General features: G+C 34.9%; 16 protein-coding genes. 11 read left to right on the forward strand and 5 right to left on the reverse strand.

Features of this window, described 5'->3' with window-relative positions; genetic code table 11:
* The first annotated feature begins 96 nt into the window (after positions 1–96).
* Together KF896_11315 and KF896_11320 are read left to right on the forward strand one after the other, a co-directional pair.
* Positions 97–708 carry a PorT family protein gene (locus KF896_11315; protein MBX3044297.1) on the forward strand — a complete coding sequence of 204 codons (612 nt, stop codon included), beginning with the start codon at positions 97–99 and terminating at the stop codon, positions 706–708.
* Between the two features lie 6 nt (positions 709–714).
* Positions 715–1197 (forward strand): GNAT family N-acetyltransferase, encoded by a 483-nt coding sequence (locus tag KF896_11320; protein ID MBX3044298.1) that lies wholly within the window; start codon positions 715–717, stop codon positions 1195–1197.
* Positions 1198–1346: 149 nt separating this feature from the next.
* Here KF896_11320 and KF896_11325 read toward each other — a convergent pair whose 3' ends face one another.
* Positions 1347–2495 carry an OmpA family protein gene (locus KF896_11325; protein MBX3044299.1) on the reverse strand — a complete coding sequence of 383 codons (1149 nt, stop codon included), beginning with the start codon at positions 2493–2495 and terminating at the stop codon, positions 1347–1349.
* A 651-nt stretch (positions 2496–3146) separates the two neighbouring features.
* Between KF896_11325 and KF896_11330 the strand changes: the two genes are divergently transcribed.
* The 8 genes from KF896_11330 (at position 3147) to KF896_11365 (ending at position 14131) form a co-directional block, all read left to right on the forward strand.
* Positions 3147–3917, forward strand: coding sequence for a hypothetical protein (locus KF896_11330; protein ID MBX3044300.1), 771 nt, complete (start codon positions 3147–3149; stop codon positions 3915–3917).
* A 36-nt stretch (positions 3918–3953) separates the two neighbouring features.
* Positions 3954–5342 carry a cell division protein FtsA gene (ftsA, locus tag KF896_11335; GenBank protein ID MBX3044301.1) on the forward strand — a complete coding sequence of 463 codons (1389 nt, stop codon included), beginning with the start codon at positions 3954–3956 and terminating at the stop codon, positions 5340–5342.
* Positions 5343–5379: 37 nt separating this feature from the next.
* A complete protein-coding gene (gene ftsZ / locus KF896_11340) occupies positions 5380–6633 on the forward strand; it encodes a cell division protein FtsZ (protein ID MBX3044302.1) in 1254 nt (417 codons plus the stop codon).
* A gap of 402 nt (positions 6634–7035) precedes the next feature.
* Positions 7036–8448 carry a phage terminase large subunit gene (gene terL, locus KF896_11345; GenBank protein MBX3044303.1) on the forward strand — a complete coding sequence of 471 codons (1413 nt, stop codon included), beginning with the start codon at positions 7036–7038 and terminating at the stop codon, positions 8446–8448.
* A 121-nt stretch (positions 8449–8569) separates the two neighbouring features.
* Positions 8570–9136, forward strand: a complete 567-nt coding sequence (locus KF896_11350; protein ID MBX3044304.1) for an outer membrane beta-barrel protein — start codon at positions 8570–8572, stop codon at positions 9134–9136.
* Between the two features lie 18 nt (positions 9137–9154).
* Entirely contained in the window at positions 9155–10312 is a 1158-nt protein-coding gene (locus KF896_11355; GenBank protein ID MBX3044305.1) for a hypothetical protein, read from the forward strand.
* Between the two features lie 2 nt (positions 10313–10314).
* Positions 10315–11154: a hypothetical protein gene (locus KF896_11360; protein ID MBX3044306.1), complete on the forward strand. Its 840-nt coding sequence runs from the start codon at positions 10315–10317 to the stop codon at positions 11152–11154.
* 1 nt (position 11155) lies between these two features.
* Complete coding sequence (locus KF896_11365) at positions 11156–14131, forward strand: hypothetical protein (GenBank protein ID MBX3044307.1); 2976 nt, start codon at positions 11156–11158, stop codon at positions 14129–14131.
* Here KF896_11365 and KF896_11370 read toward each other — a convergent pair.
* From KF896_11370 to KF896_11385, 4 genes are all read right to left on the reverse strand, one after another.
* Positions 14128–14697 (reverse strand): hypothetical protein, encoded by a 570-nt coding sequence (locus tag KF896_11370; GenBank protein MBX3044308.1) that lies wholly within the window; start codon positions 14695–14697, stop codon positions 14128–14130. The genes KF896_11365 and KF896_11370 overlap by 4 nt on opposite strands.
* Positions 14654–15142 (reverse strand): hypothetical protein, encoded by a 489-nt coding sequence (locus tag KF896_11375; GenBank protein ID MBX3044309.1) that lies wholly within the window; start codon positions 15140–15142, stop codon positions 14654–14656. The genes KF896_11370 and KF896_11375 overlap by 44 nt, the downstream gene beginning before the upstream one ends.
* Before the next feature lie 72 nt (positions 15143–15214).
* Entirely contained in the window at positions 15215–15499 is a 285-nt protein-coding gene (locus KF896_11380; GenBank protein ID MBX3044310.1) for a TRL-like family protein, read from the reverse strand.
* 163 nt (positions 15500–15662) lie between these two features.
* Positions 15663–16679: an MBL fold metallo-hydrolase gene (locus KF896_11385; GenBank protein ID MBX3044311.1), complete on the reverse strand. Its 1017-nt coding sequence runs from the start codon at positions 16677–16679 to the stop codon at positions 15663–15665.
* A gap of 457 nt (positions 16680–17136) precedes the next feature.
* Between KF896_11385 and KF896_11390 the strand changes: the two genes are divergently transcribed.
* The gene (locus tag KF896_11390; protein ID MBX3044312.1) at positions 17137–17583 is read left to right on the forward strand and encodes an NADH-quinone oxidoreductase subunit A; all 447 of its coding nucleotides are present in this window, start codon (positions 17137–17139) and stop codon (positions 17581–17583) included.
* Positions 17584–17586: the final 3 nt, after the last annotated feature.

Below are 17586 nucleotides of genomic sequence, written 5' to 3' on the forward strand. Positions count from 1 at the left end.
AGAAATAATTATTTTAATAATCTAAGATATTATAGAAACTTTTTTAGAAATATTCCGTCAATTCATAAGTTGAAAAATTACTTTAGGAAAAAGAATATGAGAAAGTATTTCATAGCAATTTTGTTGATTTTTGCACCTTTAACTGCATATTCCAATTTTAATGCAGGAATTCAAATCGGCTATAATACAACTGAGCTCAGCACAGACTGGAACGAGATTAACAGCAATTTAAAAAGCGGGTTTCAGATAGGAATATTTGCAAGATTCGGAAATGAATTCTTCCTTCAGCCTGAATTACTCTATGCTAATCGTGGAGGCTTTGCTGAATTTCAGAATGAATTTTGGGAAAATTCCGGATTAAGAGGCAGAGGCACTGAAGTTCATGCAGGAATGTTTCAAATGCCGATAATGGTGGGATATAAGTTGATTGACGGTGCAGCTATAGGTCTGAATGTGCAAGCCGGTCCTGTAATTTCAATAATTACTGACAAGGGATTAGCCGGAATAAGCGAAGTTTACAATGAAAGCAGTTTTGAAGATTATACTTGGGGAGTTCAGGTCGGTGCAGGTATTGACATTTTTTCATTTACATTAAATGCCAGATATGAATATTCTCTCAGCGATATTTATAAAGGCAATTACGAAAGCCAGAATTTCAATGTTAGAGCACATACTTTTCTTGTTACTCTTGGTTGGAAACTACTGTAAAAAAATATGAAATTATCAATTAGAAAAGCAGCAAGTGAAGATTCAGAACTTATACTAAGTTTTATTAAGGATTTAGCAGAATTTGAGAAACTTAGTGACGCAGTGAGTGCAGATACAGATCAGATAAAGAAAACATTATTTAGTGAAAATCCGGCTGCAGAAGTTCTGATAGCTGAAAAAGACTCTGAAGCTGCTGGATTTGCACTTTACTTTTTCAATTATTCGACATTTCTTGCCAAACGCGGATTATATCTGGAGGATTTATTCGTGAAACCGGAATATCGTGGACTTGGAATTGGCAAGGCATTACTGGCATCTGTAGCAAAGGAAGCTGTTAGAAATAATTGTGGCAGAATGGAATGGAGTGTACTTGAATGGAATCCTGCCCGGGAATTCTACGAATATTTAGGAGCCAAGCCACTCGATGAATGGCTTGTTTACAGAATTTCAGGCGAAAAATTATTTAATTTAGCTGAAAATTGCTTATGAATGGATGGTGTTAAATCAAAAAAGTACTAAAGTAAATAACAAACGGAATTTAATATATAACAACCTTATATTACAAAAATTTAAACAAAATAAAAATGGCTGACTTCAAATAATAAAGTCTGCCATTTTTTGATAATTTTCAAAAATTTTTACAATTTCACAAATTCAACTCTTCGGTTCATAGCTTTACCTTCCGGTGAAGTATTATCTGCAATAGGTTTAGTTGGACCCATTCCGGCTGTTTCAAGTCTTGATGTATCAATTCCGAGTTCTACGAGTTTTGTCTTAATAGCTTTTGCTCTTTCATCAGAAAGTTGCATATTTCTTTCGGCAGAACCATCACTGTCTGTATGTCCTTCAATCAAAAACCTTACATCCGGATTGTCTTGCATCAACTTCGTTATTTCATTAATTACACCCATTGACTCTGGTTTGATTATAGATTTATTAACGTCGAAGACTATCCCGCGAGTAACAATGCGACCTTCTGAAATCGCTTTGGAATATAGAGGAACAGCACCTTCTGCCACTTTGAAATTTTTAATAAAATGTATATGAGGAGTGCTTTTATATGCATCGGCAGATAATGTTATACCTGTTGGGTTGCCTCCAAGATTCGGAATATTCAGAACTCGTACTTCATCCAGATATACTTTTAAAGCTCTTGTATTAAAAGATATGGAAATATGGCGCCATGTATCATTATCAGGGGCTGAGTTTTGTCCTAAATCTTTATAGTTGGTTGTGGTCTTATCATAGTTCGCATATCCATAACCAAATTTAATATGCCGAATGTCCTTATTTTTTTGATTTTTTCTGTCAAACAAAGTTATGTAATAATCTTGCTTTTTGACACCTGCTTTGAAAAAAGCATCAAATTCAATCGTAAATTCATCCGGTAGATAATCTTCCTTTGGATTTTTTAAAAGTGGCACGATACCACCATTATACATATTTCCACTACCACGAATAAAAATAACATTTTCTCCGTCTATTTGAGCAATCTCCACAGTGCCTTTTACTAAATCCCAGCGAGAAGGGAATTCACCATTTTTTTCACCAATCAAGTTATCCTCGAACAGAGGCTTGTCTCCGGGAACAAAATCATAGCTCGACCAGTTCAGGACACTTGTTGAGATTGGAGCTTGCGGTTTGGAAGGTGCATCTCGGCGGTCACTTTTACTATGTGTATCATTGGGTTGCTTGTCTCGGCGATCAGATTTATTCTGAGTTTCAGTATCTTTGCCCTCAGCTGCTTCCTCGACTTTATCAAGGGTTTTGTCAATTTCTTTATCCACTTTTCTTTCTATTCGTTGCTCTACCTTTTTCTCGGTTTTCTTCTTTAGTTTTTTTAAATTAAGCTGAGAATAGCTTATTTGACTTAATACAATTGAAAAAGTTAATAATAAAATTATAAAACAGAATATTTTTCTCATCATTTTTTTTTACCTAAGATAATTTTACTAAATTAATTGATAATAATCACAAAAGTATAAAAATTTTTATTAAAATAAAATATTTTAACGAAAACTAGTAATTATTTCTAAATAATAAAACTGCTAATTTCTGTATATTTATTAAATGATTGGGTTTAATCTTTGGAAATAATGATATATAGCCGGCTTTGCTTTATGTATTATTACTAAAATTTTGTTAAATTCTGATTTTTCAATAAACTTACTAATTTTTATGTGTTGAAAAAAAATTTAAAAAAAATGCAAAAAAAATTACTTTTTTTAAAATAAAATTTGTATATATTATCAAAGACTTATATCTTTGCTTTTAGTAAAGAGTGAAATCGCAGCATAAAGTTGGGAGATACCCTCAAATATCTTCCCCCTTTTTCAAAAAACATAGTTGTATAGTGCATTTTGCACAGTTATTAAAAAATTTTAAGGTGACAACCTAAGATTTTTTAATTATTCATTCAAATTTATTGCGGTAATAAATTGACTGACGCTGAAAATATGAATGAACTTGATGAGCCTGTAAGTCAGAAACGCAACAAGCGTCCCTGGCTGATACTTTCGTTGCTGATAGTCATATTGGCAATTACAGCTTTATCGCTAATCTCAGATAGTTGGAGAGATAACCGCTCTATTGACTATATCAGAGTTTATGGCAATTCTATGGTAAATTCAAGCGATCTTAATGACACTTTAGAAAGTATTATAACCGGTAAGTACATCAAAGATATTGACATTGCTGGAATAACTGAAATAATTATGCAAAATAGTTTTGTTGATGAAGTAAGGATAAATCCTCTGTTTAATGGAGAATTCCAAATATTCATCACCGAAAGAAAACCGATTGCAATTACAATTAATCAGGATGGAGAGTTGCAATTTGTAGATGCTTCAGGTTTTGTTTTTCCTTATTCGGAAAAATTTCCTGACAATGATTTTCCGGTTATACGTGGTATTTCCGGTAACGACAGATTCATTCAAGTGGCAAGTTTATTAAACAGAATAATAAATGAAAGCAGTGAATATCTGGGAATTATTTCCGAAATTATGCCGGGTAGAGGACATAACACATTCGATATAATCAGTTCAGACTATGCTTACAGACTGATTATTGACAGTAGGACAAATTTAAACGAGCAGTTGAAAAAGTATTATACATTTCTGGGGTCAAGTATCTGCGGAAACGAAAAAATTAAAATTGATTATTTAGACTTAAGGTGGGAAAAAAGACTTGTCATAGGAAAGCTCACCTAAATTGAAATAGAATATTAAAATATTAAGGTATTAAGTATGTCAGAATTTTACAGTGTAAATCAAAGAAATACGGATATCAAACCAAGGATAACAGTTGGTCTGGATATTGGTACATCAAAAATTTGCGCCCTTGTTGCATCAGTTGAGCCTAATAATCCCAATTTGAGAATACTCGGAATCGGAATTGCTGAAAGCGAAGGTTTGAATCGCGGTGTTGTTGTAAATATTGACAGAACAACCAAGGCTATCAAAAATGTTATTGCTCAGGCTGAGCAGCAGTCCGGCATAAAAATTTCTGAAGTAAATATTGGAATTGCCGGTGATCATGTAGAATCTATCCAAAGCAGAGGCATTATCACGATTTCCAATCCATCCACAGAAATCTCAAAACAGGATGTAGCCAGACTTCTCGAAGAGGCAAGAAAAATAAATATTCCGGCTGACAGGGAAATTTTACATGTTATTCCGCAAGATTTTGTAGTAGATGGTCAGGATTGTATTCAGGATCCTGTAGGTATGAGCGGACTGCGTCTGGAAGCGAACGTACATATTATTACCGGACTTAAAACAGCAATACAAAATATTTCAAGATGTGTTGACCGTGCCGGACTGAAAATAAGAAATCTTGTTTTAGAGCCTCTTGCAAGCTCAAGAGCTGTGTTGGCAAATGATGAAATGGCAGTTGGAGTGGCTTTGGTTGATATTGGTGGCGGTACAACTGATATAGCTGTCATAACAGATAGTATTATAAGATATACAAGTGTATTTGGTATAGCCGGTAATCAGGTTACAAATGACTTACAGCAGGGGCTTGGAATTACTCTCGCCAATGCTGAAAAAGTAAAAAAAGAAAACGGGCACACATATCCTGATTCAATCGCTCATGATGAATTAATTATGATACCCGGTCTTTCGGGCAGAAGACCTCATGAAATAAGCAAGAAGCTACTATGTCAGATTCTACAGCCGAGAGTAGCTGAAATATTTGAATTAGTCAAAGTCGAGTTGAAAGCTTCGGGTTTTTATAATAGTCTCGGAGCAGGCGGTGTTGTTATAACCGGCGGAAGTACACTACTCAGAGGCATAGACCACCTTGCTCAAGAAGTGCTGGAATTACCTGTGAAGATTGGTATTCCATCTGGATTCACTTATGAAGGATTAGGTCCTGAAATAGAAAATCCTATGTTTGCTACTGCAGTTGGATTGGCTCTTTGGAAAATGGAAGAAGCCCCTGTTTACACAAATGAACAAAAAAGTGAGACTGAGGTTACCAAAAAAGAGGAAGTAAAAGCGAGAGTTGAAGACAGACCAAGACCTGTTTTTGGAGATGAAAAAGAAGCTAAAAAATCAGAAACAAAGTTAGAAGCGAAGAAGAATATATCAAATATTTTAAAAAAAATTACAGACAAATTAAAAGAATTATAAATTATTTTTTAAATTAAATTCCGGGGGGAATTATTTTATGGCTATAGGTATTGCTGTTCAGAATTCCGAAGGTGCAAAACTTCGGGTAGTAGGTGTCGGCGGTGGCGGCGGCAACGCAGTTAACAACATGATTAAAGACAATCTTGAGGGCATCGAGTTTATTGTAGCAAATACAGATAAACAAGCTCTCGACCAGAATCTTGCAAAGGTGAAAATTCAGCTTGGCAAGGAACTAACGAAAGGACTTGGTGCCGGAGGTAATCCTGAAACCGGAAAGAACTCTGCCGAAGAAAGCAGTGCAGATATCAAGGAAATCCTTAGGGATACAGATATGATATTTGTTACTGCAGGAATGGGCGGTGGTACAGGTACCGGTGCTGCACCTGTGCTTGCTAAAATTGCTCGCGAGATGGGTGCTCTTGTTGTAGGCATTGTGACCAAACCTTTTGACTGGGAAGGCAAAAAGAGGATTAAATCAGCTCAGGATGGTATTGAAGCATTGAGAGGTTCCGTGGATGCGCTTATTGTAATTCATAATCAGAAATTACTGGATGTAATTGATAAGAATATTTCTTTTCAGGAAGCATTCAGATTGGTTGATGACGTATTATATAAGGCTACAAAGGGAATTTCACAGCTTATTTCGACTCACGGCATTGTCAATGTTGACTTTGCTGACGTCAAGGCTGTAATGAAAGATATGGGTGATGCAATTATGGGTATTGGTTATGCCACAGGCGATAACCGCGCAGTTCAGGCTACTGAGAATGCTCTCAAATCACCACTCCTCGGGAATATTTCTATTAAAGGTTCAAAGGGTGTGCTTGTCAATGTTTCAGGTTCTTCGAATCTATCAATGCACGAAATCGCTTCTGCTGTGTCAGTTGTAGAAAAAGCTGCCGGTGATGATGCTAATATTATTCATGGTGTGACCGAAAACGAAGAACTTGGTGATACGATTATGGTTACTGTTGTTGCGACAGGTTTTAAACTTGAAGAAAACAAAATCGTTGAAAAAGTTCAAAAGGTTGAAGCTATGCAGGAACCGATTATCAGTAATAACGGCAAAGCAAATGTCAAGCAAACCTCTGAAGTTCCAAATATTAAAACCAAAATGCCTGTTCCTACACTTCCAAAGCCTACCAATGTTGCAAGCCCTTGGGGTAAAGTTGCAGCTTTTAACTATGATAAAGCACCAAAAGGTGAGGATAAATTAAAAGGCTTTGATATTCCTACTTATCAAAGAATGGGTATTAATATTAATGCTCCTGAAGTATTGGAACATGCATAATTATGAATCTGCGTATTAAAATATAGATATAAGCCCTTAAATTGAAAAGTTAAACATAAACATTATGGAGTTGATACCTGCAGATGCATCAGCTCCATTTTTTTTATATCACTTATTATAAATCATAAATATTCAATAGAAATAATTAATGCATGGCAGAAAAGTATAATTCATATGTTTTGTCAGTCTGAGCGTAATCGAAGACTAAAGAAAACACTTCGACTTCGCTCAGTGTGACGTAAAGTATTATCGGTTTAAACAGCTTGACTAATTTTGATTTTTTCTGTTACAATTCAAGAGAAAAAATCTCCTTATTGAAGTAATCGGGTTAAATCATCAAAATTAATTAATTTCTAAATTGATTTGTTGAGAGCTTATTGACTTTTTATTTATTTTCGCAATATGGAAAATAAACAAAAAGTTGAATTATCTGAGCTTACTCCTGCTCTGACTGCCGTCAAAATTTCGGGTGGTAAATTTATATATCCGCAACATATAGCTTATATTGACAGATTGATAAGCAAAGCAGCCGAAAATCCATCAGGAAGACTTATAATAAATCTTCCGCCACGTCACGGTAAAAGCGAGTTAATATCTAAATATTTCCCATTTTGGTATTTATGCAGGTATCCTGATAAAAGAATTATTCTCAGCTCCTACGAGGCAACTTTTGCTCAAAGCTGGGGTAGAAAAGTAAAGCAATTGATTGAAGAGTTCGGTTATGAACTGGCTGGAATCAAGCTAAGTGGAAGCTCACATTCTGCAGGACACTTCGAAATTGATGGTCGTGCAGGAAGTATGACTTGTGTTGGTGCAGGTGGACCAATTACAGGCAAAGGAGCTGACCTTTTTATTATTGATGACCCTGTCAAAAATGACGAGGAAGCTAATAGCTCTTCTCAAAGAGAGAAATTATGGGACTGGTTCAGAAGTACTGCATATACAAGATTGGAGCCGGATGGAACTATGATTGTAATGATGACCCGCTGGCACGAAGACGATTTATGCGGCAGAATAATCGAAAATTGGGATAGTGAAGATGGTTGGGAAATTGTAAAAATTCCTGCGATTGCACAAAATGATGATTTACTCGGAAGGAAGCCGGGAAGCCCGCTCTGGAGCAGAAGATTTTCTTGTGCAAAACTCGAAAAACTTAAAAAAGAGCTGGGTTCATATTGGTTTGAGTCACTATATCAGCAGAATCCGGTAAATATTGGTGGTGGTATTTTTAAGAAAACTGATTTCAGATATTTTTACATTGAAGGTGATAATTATGTACTGCAAAATGGAGAGCATACTAAAACTATCAATAAACAGAGCTGTACAAACTGGACTGCTGTTGACCTTGCTATTTCACTTTCGTCATCAGCTGACTACACAGTAGCAATTACTGTTGCTATCAGCGAGGATAATAAAATTTTAGTTATTGATGTTGTCAGGAAAAGAATTTCGCCTGCAGAGCATCTTGAATTAGTCCAATCTTTGAATGACAAACATTCGCCCAGATTAATTGGAATTGAAAGCGTTCAGTATCAATCGGCACTTGTGCAAAATGCTGCTTCATGCGGATTTCCGGTCAAGGCACTCAAGCCCGATACAGACAAACTTACAAGAGCGCTTCCTGTAGCATCTAAATTTGAAAATGGCATGATTTTTTTTGATAAAGACGCTAAATGGCTTCCCGAACTTGAAAGTGAACTTATGAAATTTCCTCGCGACAAACATGATGATCAGGTGGATGCTTTAGCTTATGTTTGTATGCTTATCAATCCAATTACCGGGATTTTGCCAAAAAGTTCCAAAAGCAAAAGATAATTATTTGATATTGAAGACTGAAATTGCTTATATTTATCAATCTTTTGTTACTGTAATTATTTTTTTGTATTTTTATATTTAGACAATTAACTTAGATTTCAAAAATATAAGATATAATATTATGAAAAAAGTCATTTTACTGATAGTATTGATTCTCACAATTTCGGCTGCAAATAATTCTTTAGCTCAAATTTACGGTGGATTAGGAGTCGGTTATGTCCAGCCATTTTCCGATTTTGAAGAAATCAATAAGCCCGCAATGAGCTATATTGTCAATCTTGAGAACCGCTACTACTGTAAATTATGGTATGGTGTAAAATTCGAGTATTCCGAATTTGACCCTCAGGATGGATTAAATCCTGATGCAGCAGTTTATACAAATATGCTCAATATTACTCCGCAAGTAAGATATAATTTCTTGGGGCTGAACTGTTATGATAATGTAGCTTTCCCTTATTTGCAACTTGGTCTTACCCTTAGCTCTGCCGGAAATACAGATAATACATCAAGATTTGGATTGGGTGCTTTGGGTGGCGGTGGTGTAAGCTATGGCTTCAATCTTTTCAGAACTTGCTTTTTGATTGACCTGAATGCCTCATACAATATGCCGAATATAATTTTGAAAGATGAGGAAAGAATTGATATACAATACCTGCATCTGAACTTAATTCTCAATGTAAAGTTGTAAGCCATGAAAGATAATTTAATGTGTAAAATAAAATCTAAGTTTGTACCATTTTCATTTTGCAGTATTACTCCTTATATTGTGATTCTAATTCTGCTTTTGATGGTACTTGCTTCATGCTCAACTATTGACCGTAAAGATGATGCAGTAAGGATTAAAACCGAGAAAGAAACTAAATTCAGAGAATTTAAAGATAAAGATGATAAAATAGTAACCCGTGATGGCACAACTTTACGCGGTACTGTACTGAAAGTTATTAAGAGAACAACTCCAAACTCATGTCCTATTACTGATACGACAACATTTTCAAGTAATTACTCGATTCTTTTTTTAGATAATAAAGCAAGTAATCTTGCATCTGCTGAAGAAATTCCAATAGTGAATGTTGATTTGGTCGCCCAAAAACCTGAACTCAGAGCAAAATTAGGTACAAATCAATATGATAATGTCAATTGGTTCGAAAATTTCAACGACCCGCTTGACCCAAGAGCAATCCGCGAAGTTCCTGTTGACTCATTATTTATAAATATTTGTCCGGATGCCTTTGACTGTAATTGCAATCCTCTTAGTTTATCGCTACAATTAAGATGTCCTGACTGCAATTACAAGAATTATTTTACTGAAATCAGAGGCGGATATGCTGTTTATAATGACCTTAATGCGAATGGTTTTCCTGAAGGTCGAGACGCTTATTTTGCTGAAATTGCAACCGGATACCGATGGGATGGCTGGGGATTGGGTCTGATGGTCAGCTCCGGTGTGCCTGTTTATAATTCTAAAGTAGCAGGAGAAAATATCCAAAGACCATTGCTTATGCTACATGGCAGAAAGCAGTTCGATAAATTCCTTTGTATGTATCCTTTTACTTATGCACAGCTTGGTTTTGCAATGGATGAACAAACACGACAACTTTTTTCAGCAAGCATTTGCGGTGAATGTGGCGATGAAGATGACTGTTTTGCACTTCCTGATGTCCGACTAAGTATCCCATGGTCTTATGGATTTGGCTTTGGAGTAGATATACCTCTGCCATTTTGTTTCTTTGATATTTCTTTCGACCTTGGATACAGGTCAGTTGCAGTCGGTGAAACTTATAATACAATTTTGTATAATAATGTAAGTAATTCAAGGAGAATCAATATGCTTGTATTCAGACTCGGAATTACTTTAGGATATTGAAAATGAAAATCAAACTATTTTATATTATTGTTTTTATTACAGCGTATTTTCTGAATTCCTGCTGTGATTGTGGAGTAGAGCCTGTAAATAATCCACAGTTTGATTGTCTGGTCAGAGAGGCAACAATTACTGAGTTTAATGCTGAACTTATCAGAATTGATGATGAATTCAAACCGGGTCCGTCATATTCAGTTCATAATTTTGTTTTCCCGGCAGGAAATAATCTGACAGGTACTTTTGTCAATGATGAAAGATTTGCCTTAACGGGTGAGATTGTAGTCTCATCACTGAATTACTCAAATAATCAGGCATTTAAAATCGCTATTTTTGATAACTCTCCAATTAATTCTGCTATGATGGGTGATATTTTGATTATGGATGTTAATATGATAGATACTACTGCAGATCTTAAATTCAAAGGAAATCTTGCCAGAATTACAGATGATTTTCTTACAGATAATGCAAATTTGTTTTGTGATTATATTGATTTTAACCGTGATTTGATAATTTCATCAATAGATAATTTAAGTCAATATGGAAGAGGAATTCAGGGTAGTTTTGTTCCAAGAAATTATACACAGAATGACATCAGCATTTTAAATAATCTTAACGAAAATGTTACCGGTCAGCAGGGAGTTCCTGCTGCGCCTCAAGCTGATATTAATATGCTGCTCGACAGGGTTAATAATCAAAATGTTGCTATTCGTGTCAGTGCAGGTGATATGTTTGTATATCGCTCCCAATCAGGCGATTATTTTGTTGTACTGATTTCAGATATAAACACAGGAACACTTCCTCCACAAAAGGGGAGAGTATCAATCATGTTTAACAGGGTGAATTGATATGCCATATTATTTGAATAATATTCCAACAATACGTATATTAATTGGCATTTTAATAGTTTCAACAGCAATGATTTCAATTGCTTGCGGACCGACATTATACCTGCCTAAACAAAATCTCAATGAAATTGAAGGGGAATATAAAAACTCCGAGAGTGATGATATTGCTCCTGCCCGTGTGAAAAATCTTGACTGTCCGAATTGCCTTCAGCCTGAATCTGAAATCAGTCTTGACTCTGTGAAAGTCATGCCTTCGGCAGCGTATATTGATAAATTATTTATCCCGGAAGTGGCAGAAGATGATGAACTTAAGGAATTACGCCGCAAAAGAGAATTTGATGTATCTCAATATACAATGTCCAAAAAGCCTGATGCTGTTAATCGTATTGCAGCTGTTAGAAATCTAACTGCAAATGTCGAATCCCTCTATTTTATAAGCCAAAGCTCAGGTTTTGCTTCGTTTTCGCATCCACCATCTTTTGAATATTTAGCTGCAAATTATTTGCCTTTCGAAAAATCAATTCCAAAAGGCGGAACTGATATATTCTATTTCGGAAAAAATCAAAATGGACAGATTAGATTTGTTGAGCTGAACCAAATTAACAGCAGATTCTGGGACTCACACCCTACAGCCGTTACAAAGGAAAACTCCGAAGGTAAACTGATTACTTTGCTGATATTTTCATCTGACAGAGATAATCCATTCAGCAAAGCAATCAATCTCAAAGGCGATACGATCTATGGCGGCTCGACTGATTTATACTACAGTTTTGGTGAATATGACCCAACAATTTCTATTGATACTTTGAGCTTCGAAGGGTTTAATTGGGAAACACCAAGACCTCTCAGAGGTGCAAATACTACCAATTTCAATGAGGGTTCGCCATTTGTGTATTGTCAGGATTTTAATCCTACCCTCTTTTTCTCAAGCAATAGAGATAATGCTAATATTGGCGATTTCGACATTTATGCAGCAAAACTTGATATTAATTTCGATTCTAAAAGTATTTCTTTACTATCAGTACCGGAGCTGATTGACCTTAAATCGCCTACAGCAGATTCATTGACTTACAGCATAAATACTCCTGCTGATGAGCGATTCCCATATGTCCCCTTCCCTCATCTCGAAAAAGCAGAAGATAATCCTTTATATTTTTCATCGGACAGAAACCGAAAAAGAATAATGAAAGCCTGTGACTGTGAACCCGGAAATGACCGAACAGAGAATATTGGTGGATATGACATTTATAAATATCCATTACCCGAAAAATATAACTGCCCAAAGCCTGAAAAACCTGTTATTCCGAAAGAGCCGGTTTATGAGCCGGGTCTTTTTGCTGAAATTGTCGTTGTCAATCTTGAAAAACCTGATGAGCCCGTAAAAAATGCTTCCTTAGCAATTTATGATGAATCAGGCAAACTTATTTCTGATAATTATCAGGACGGCAAGTTGAAAGTTAAGCTCGATTTTGAGAAAAATTATTTGGTTAAAGGTGGAAGTAGTTTTAATGATATGGACTGTTTGTCTGACAAAGAAATAATTTTCAGAGGTTATAAGGCTCCATCTGAGACTTTTTATGAAAGAAACCTGGATTCTTCTCTAAAAATTGATATTCTAACCGGCTATTCAATGAATTCAAAAGAATTTATAACTATTAACCAGGATATTACACGTCAAGAAAAAGGAATGATAATCGAAAAAGGCATTCAGGTTGAGTCTGATGATGTAATAAATGAAAAGATTATTAATGCCAGAATATCAGGTGATATTGTAGCTTATGATAAGCAGATTACTATAACAAAATATTGGAACAGAATAGAGCTAAGACCCGCATTATATAGTGGGGACTTTGCTGTTGAATCGGCTTTAAGTGGAGCGGTCAGGTCAGTAGCAACCATGAATGAAATTTATTACAGAGAAAAACCAAAATCAAATGAAAAAATAGTTATTCATGATACTGTTTATCTACTACCTGATTACATCATCAAGCCACCTTGTTATTGTGAATTTTCAGGTGTTTTGACAAGCTATCAGCAGAATGTACCATATTTTCAGACAGGATTCTGGGAAGTTAATTCTCTCAGGAATTTCAGAAGAGATATGAGGACCCTGGAATCATTCAAGTTCAGAGAAGCCCGCTGGATTGAACTTCATAAAGATAACCAGTATTTTGGCGAAGGTATGAAGGGCAGACTGAAGCGAACTTATGAATATGAGGATTATGCCCGTATAGTGGACTCAAATCTCTACAAAATGGCTGATATGATATCGAATAAAATTATACCTGCATTTAGGGTAATAGATAGCATTACCCCCGGAAGTAAGCTGATTATCAGTCTTGATGCCTGGAGTGACCGAAGACCTGTAAGAAGAGGCTGGTATATCGGTGATGATGTTGATTATGTGGAAGGAACCCTTATCGAGGATACTCGTGACTATGATATTGATTTTCATAGAGTTATGATTCAGGACAAAAGTTCTCTGAACCTGAATAATGATACACTATCAAGGCTTAGAGCATATTATGGTTATCTTGAACTTTTGGATAAATTGCTGGATACAGCTATTGTCGGACGAGGATTTTATGATTATTATGTTGATGGGCTTACTTTGCTTCCTGATGACGACGCACTGCAGAATGCCAATCTGAATCTGCCGTTTTCGCTGAAATCTGTTGAAGAACTTGTTTTCAAATCGAAGATTATAATTCTTGCAAAAGGAAATTATTTTGACCCGACTGAGTATAAAATTCCTCGTTATATTCGCGATATTGATTCGTCGCTATTCATGCTTGATACCATCAGGCGAATAGATGTAAGGATTAATACTCTCGAATATAAAGCCGGAAAGCTTATAAAATCACCATGCTGTAATGATAATTTACCATGCCTTGATTACAGGGACATAATTAATTTCAACAATAAAATTTTGGAGACTAAGGCAACTGATCCAAGAAGAAGGAAAAGAGGAAATTAGTAATGTCCAATGATTAACATGAGTTCATCATTGATTGCTTTGCGGGCTTTCTTCGTTGAACCGGTTTCATCAAATTCAATTATTTTTGAATCGTGGAAAATATTCAATTTAACACCAATGGTGCCGAAGAATGTCGAAATTTGGTTTGCATCGCCATAGCCTGTTGAACGGATATGGAAACCTTTACCTTTTTTTTCGAAGAACATCCTGTCAATTTTGCTTATCGTATGTGACCCGCTTATAGTACGTATTGTAAGTGAATCAATTCGACTTATCATTTCATCTGAGTATATAGAAAAATTGAAAGAGGCGCCTTTTTCTTTGAATTCAAAATCCCTGATGGTAAAATCTACTTTTAACTCATGATTATGAGATTTAAACTCAAGAGGTTTGATATAATACTGGTTTTTCCCTTCACCAATATAAAAATCCTCATAATACTTGCCTGCTTTACTTGTACTTCCCGGTTTCATGCTACCACAAGAGAAAAGAACCCCCAAAAGTAAAGTAATAGCAACGTACTTAGCTGTTGAATTTAATCCTTTTTTTAGCATATCCGCTTTCATAAAATTTATAAATCAATGTTGAATCAGGGCTTGTTATATTAACAAGATATTTTTTTGTAGAATTAATGTCTTTAATCAGCTCCCTGTATATAAAATTATTTTCAATACGATTAAATGACTTTAGTTGATTTTTTTCTTTTTCATTTTTGAATGAATCATTAACCATATCCACTAAATTGACATTGTATGGCAGCGCAACATATATTACATAGTTGTCACCTTTGACAATTTTGTGCAATGGATATACACTTCTGCTTAACTTGTGCTGAATATTCTCATAATCTTCGAATGCTTCTTTTGTCATTTTTTGCTCAGACTCATTATCTTTATCATATAACAATTTGTCTGTGCCGCCAATGAATATTGAATTACTGTCAGTATCCTTTGTGCCGCAGGATTGAAGCATAAATATCAAGAGAATTAATATGGAAATTAAATTTTTCATTTTGAAGAATATGAAATAGAAAAGAGCTGTACCATAATATAAAAATGATACAGCCCGAAAAAAGTAAAATTATTATTCGCCGGTTACAATTGTTTCATAGCTAACAATTATACCAAGTATATTTGACATTTTAACGTCAACAGTAGAAACTTTAGTGATGCCACCATTTTTAGCAGCTGTTCTGATACTTGCATCAGCATCAAAGAATAAAACACCAAAGAATCCGGTACCTTTGGCAGTGCCTACTTTTGAACCAATCGGGTTCGATGTTGCAGCTGCAGGTAAAGTAAGTGAACAAGAAGAAAGAAGCGCAATAACTGATAAAGAAATTGCAGCAATAAAAAGTTTTAACTTCATAGAAAACTCCTCAAAATATTAATGCCTACTCTTTTTAGGTTTTTCAGCAATCACCTGTATAGCAAAAATATGAAAATTTAAGTGAAATAAAAATTATTTTATATTAATCAATTAAATTATTTTATGACAAGCTATCGAATAATTTGACAATAAAAATCATCTCTCAAAATCTTATCTTCTCTCCAATATTTGGAATTGTCATTTTAAATACTTGAGAATAATTTGATTTATAAATTCTGTTGACTTCCCGGTATGGGTCGCCGATTGGTTCATCGGATAAATCGAATGTTCCGAAGTGCATAGGCAGAAAATTTTTAGCTTTCATATCATTTGCAGCTTTAAGAGCATCAGCAGGACTTGTATGACTTGGAGCCATAAACCATTCCGGTTTGTAAGCACCAATTCCGATAATTGCATAATCAGGAGCTCCGAATAGCTCGAAAACTTCTTTGAAATGTGAGCCATATCCCGAATCGCCCCCGAAATATATTGACTTTCCGGCAGCTTGAATCATAAATGCTCCCCAAAGTTTATTATTGAAACCGCTTATTCCGCGTGTTCCCCAGTGTCTTGTAGGAAGAAAAGTAATTTCAATTCCATCGCTTGTAATATTATACTTTTGATACCAGCCTGCTTCCTGAATTTGATTTTGAGGTGCCCAGTCCCGTAAATACTGACCAAGTTTTAGTCCTGTCAATAATTTAGCCTGCGGATTATTCTTTACAATCAACTTAAAGCTTTCTTTATTTAAATGGTCATAATGCTCGTGAGAGAGGAGGATATAATCCAGATTATTTATATATTCAGGTTTGATAGGAAGTGCTGAAAATCTTTTCATCATAGGTGATGGAACTGTAAAAATCGGGTCTGTGATAATAAGTTTACCATTAATTCTGATTAGATAAGTAGCATGACCTATCCAAATCAGCCCATCCTCCGTACTTTTCAAAAAGTCTGACCCATCTACAACCGGTAGTCTGAAAGTATCGTTATTCTTTTCAGCTTTTTGGGGATTTTTCTCGAATTGCCACTTTATGACTCTCGTAATATCGTTGTTAAATGGAAATTCGTGATTATCGAATTTGCCTTCAGAATTAATTGGGTTTCCCTTCCAGCCTGTTTTGATAGTTTCAAGCTCCGGATTTGATGCAGGCAGTTCTGATTTATTAAATAAATTCATAGAGGTATACGCAACTAAGATAAGAATTATAAATAATGTGAATTTAAACATTTTGATTTTGAAAATTTGTTTCATAAAAAAAAATTGAAAAGGAATTTTTAAAATTTTAATAAATAATTTATTAAGAATATTCTTAATGATTTATAATAAAATTGATAAATTTACAAATTTGTATATATTTTAATATAACTAAAATAATATGTTGGTTAAGCTACGATTGATATATTGAAAAATTGTAAAATGCACTCTGAAAATTTGCTTTAAATTGGATTCTGTGATATTTTTTAACTTCAAGTATCAATATAACTAAATATTTGAATATAAAGAAGTTGTGAAATCATATATTTTAGGTTACGAACATTGAAAAAAAATATTTGAAAATTAATTTTATTTTATCTGAATATTTTATTAGTTTTGTTTTAGTTCAATTGAGTAAATTAAAATATTTATTTATGGTATTGATATGCTGACTGAATATTCTGTTGTATTAGTCTTTTTATTTGTAGGTGTCTTTTTTGTTGCTGCAGGTATTGTGGTAGCTGCTCTGATACGCCCCAGCCGTCCCAATCCACGCAAAAACTCGACTTATGAGTCAGGCGAGGAGCCAATCGGCTCGCCCTGGATACAGTTTAATAACCGATTTTATATAATAGCATTGGCATTTATAATATTTGATGTCGAGCTTGTAATGCTTTTCCCATGGGCGGTTGTTTTTAAAGAAATGGGCTGGTTTGCATTCTGGGGAATGATTGTATTTGCGTTCATCCTTGCATTGGGGCTTGCCTATGACTGGGCTAAAGGACTTTTAGACTGGGAAAAGCCACAGCCACAGATACCTGTTCTGTCTGACCTTGTGACTACAAGAGAAGAATACTTAAAAAATATCAAAACTAAAGAAAACTAAGGT

Source organism: Ignavibacteriota bacterium (genome assembly GCA_019637995.1).
In the GTDB taxonomy this organism is placed as follows: Bacteria; Bacteroidota; Ignavibacteria; order Kapaibacteriales; family UBA2268; genus JANJTB01.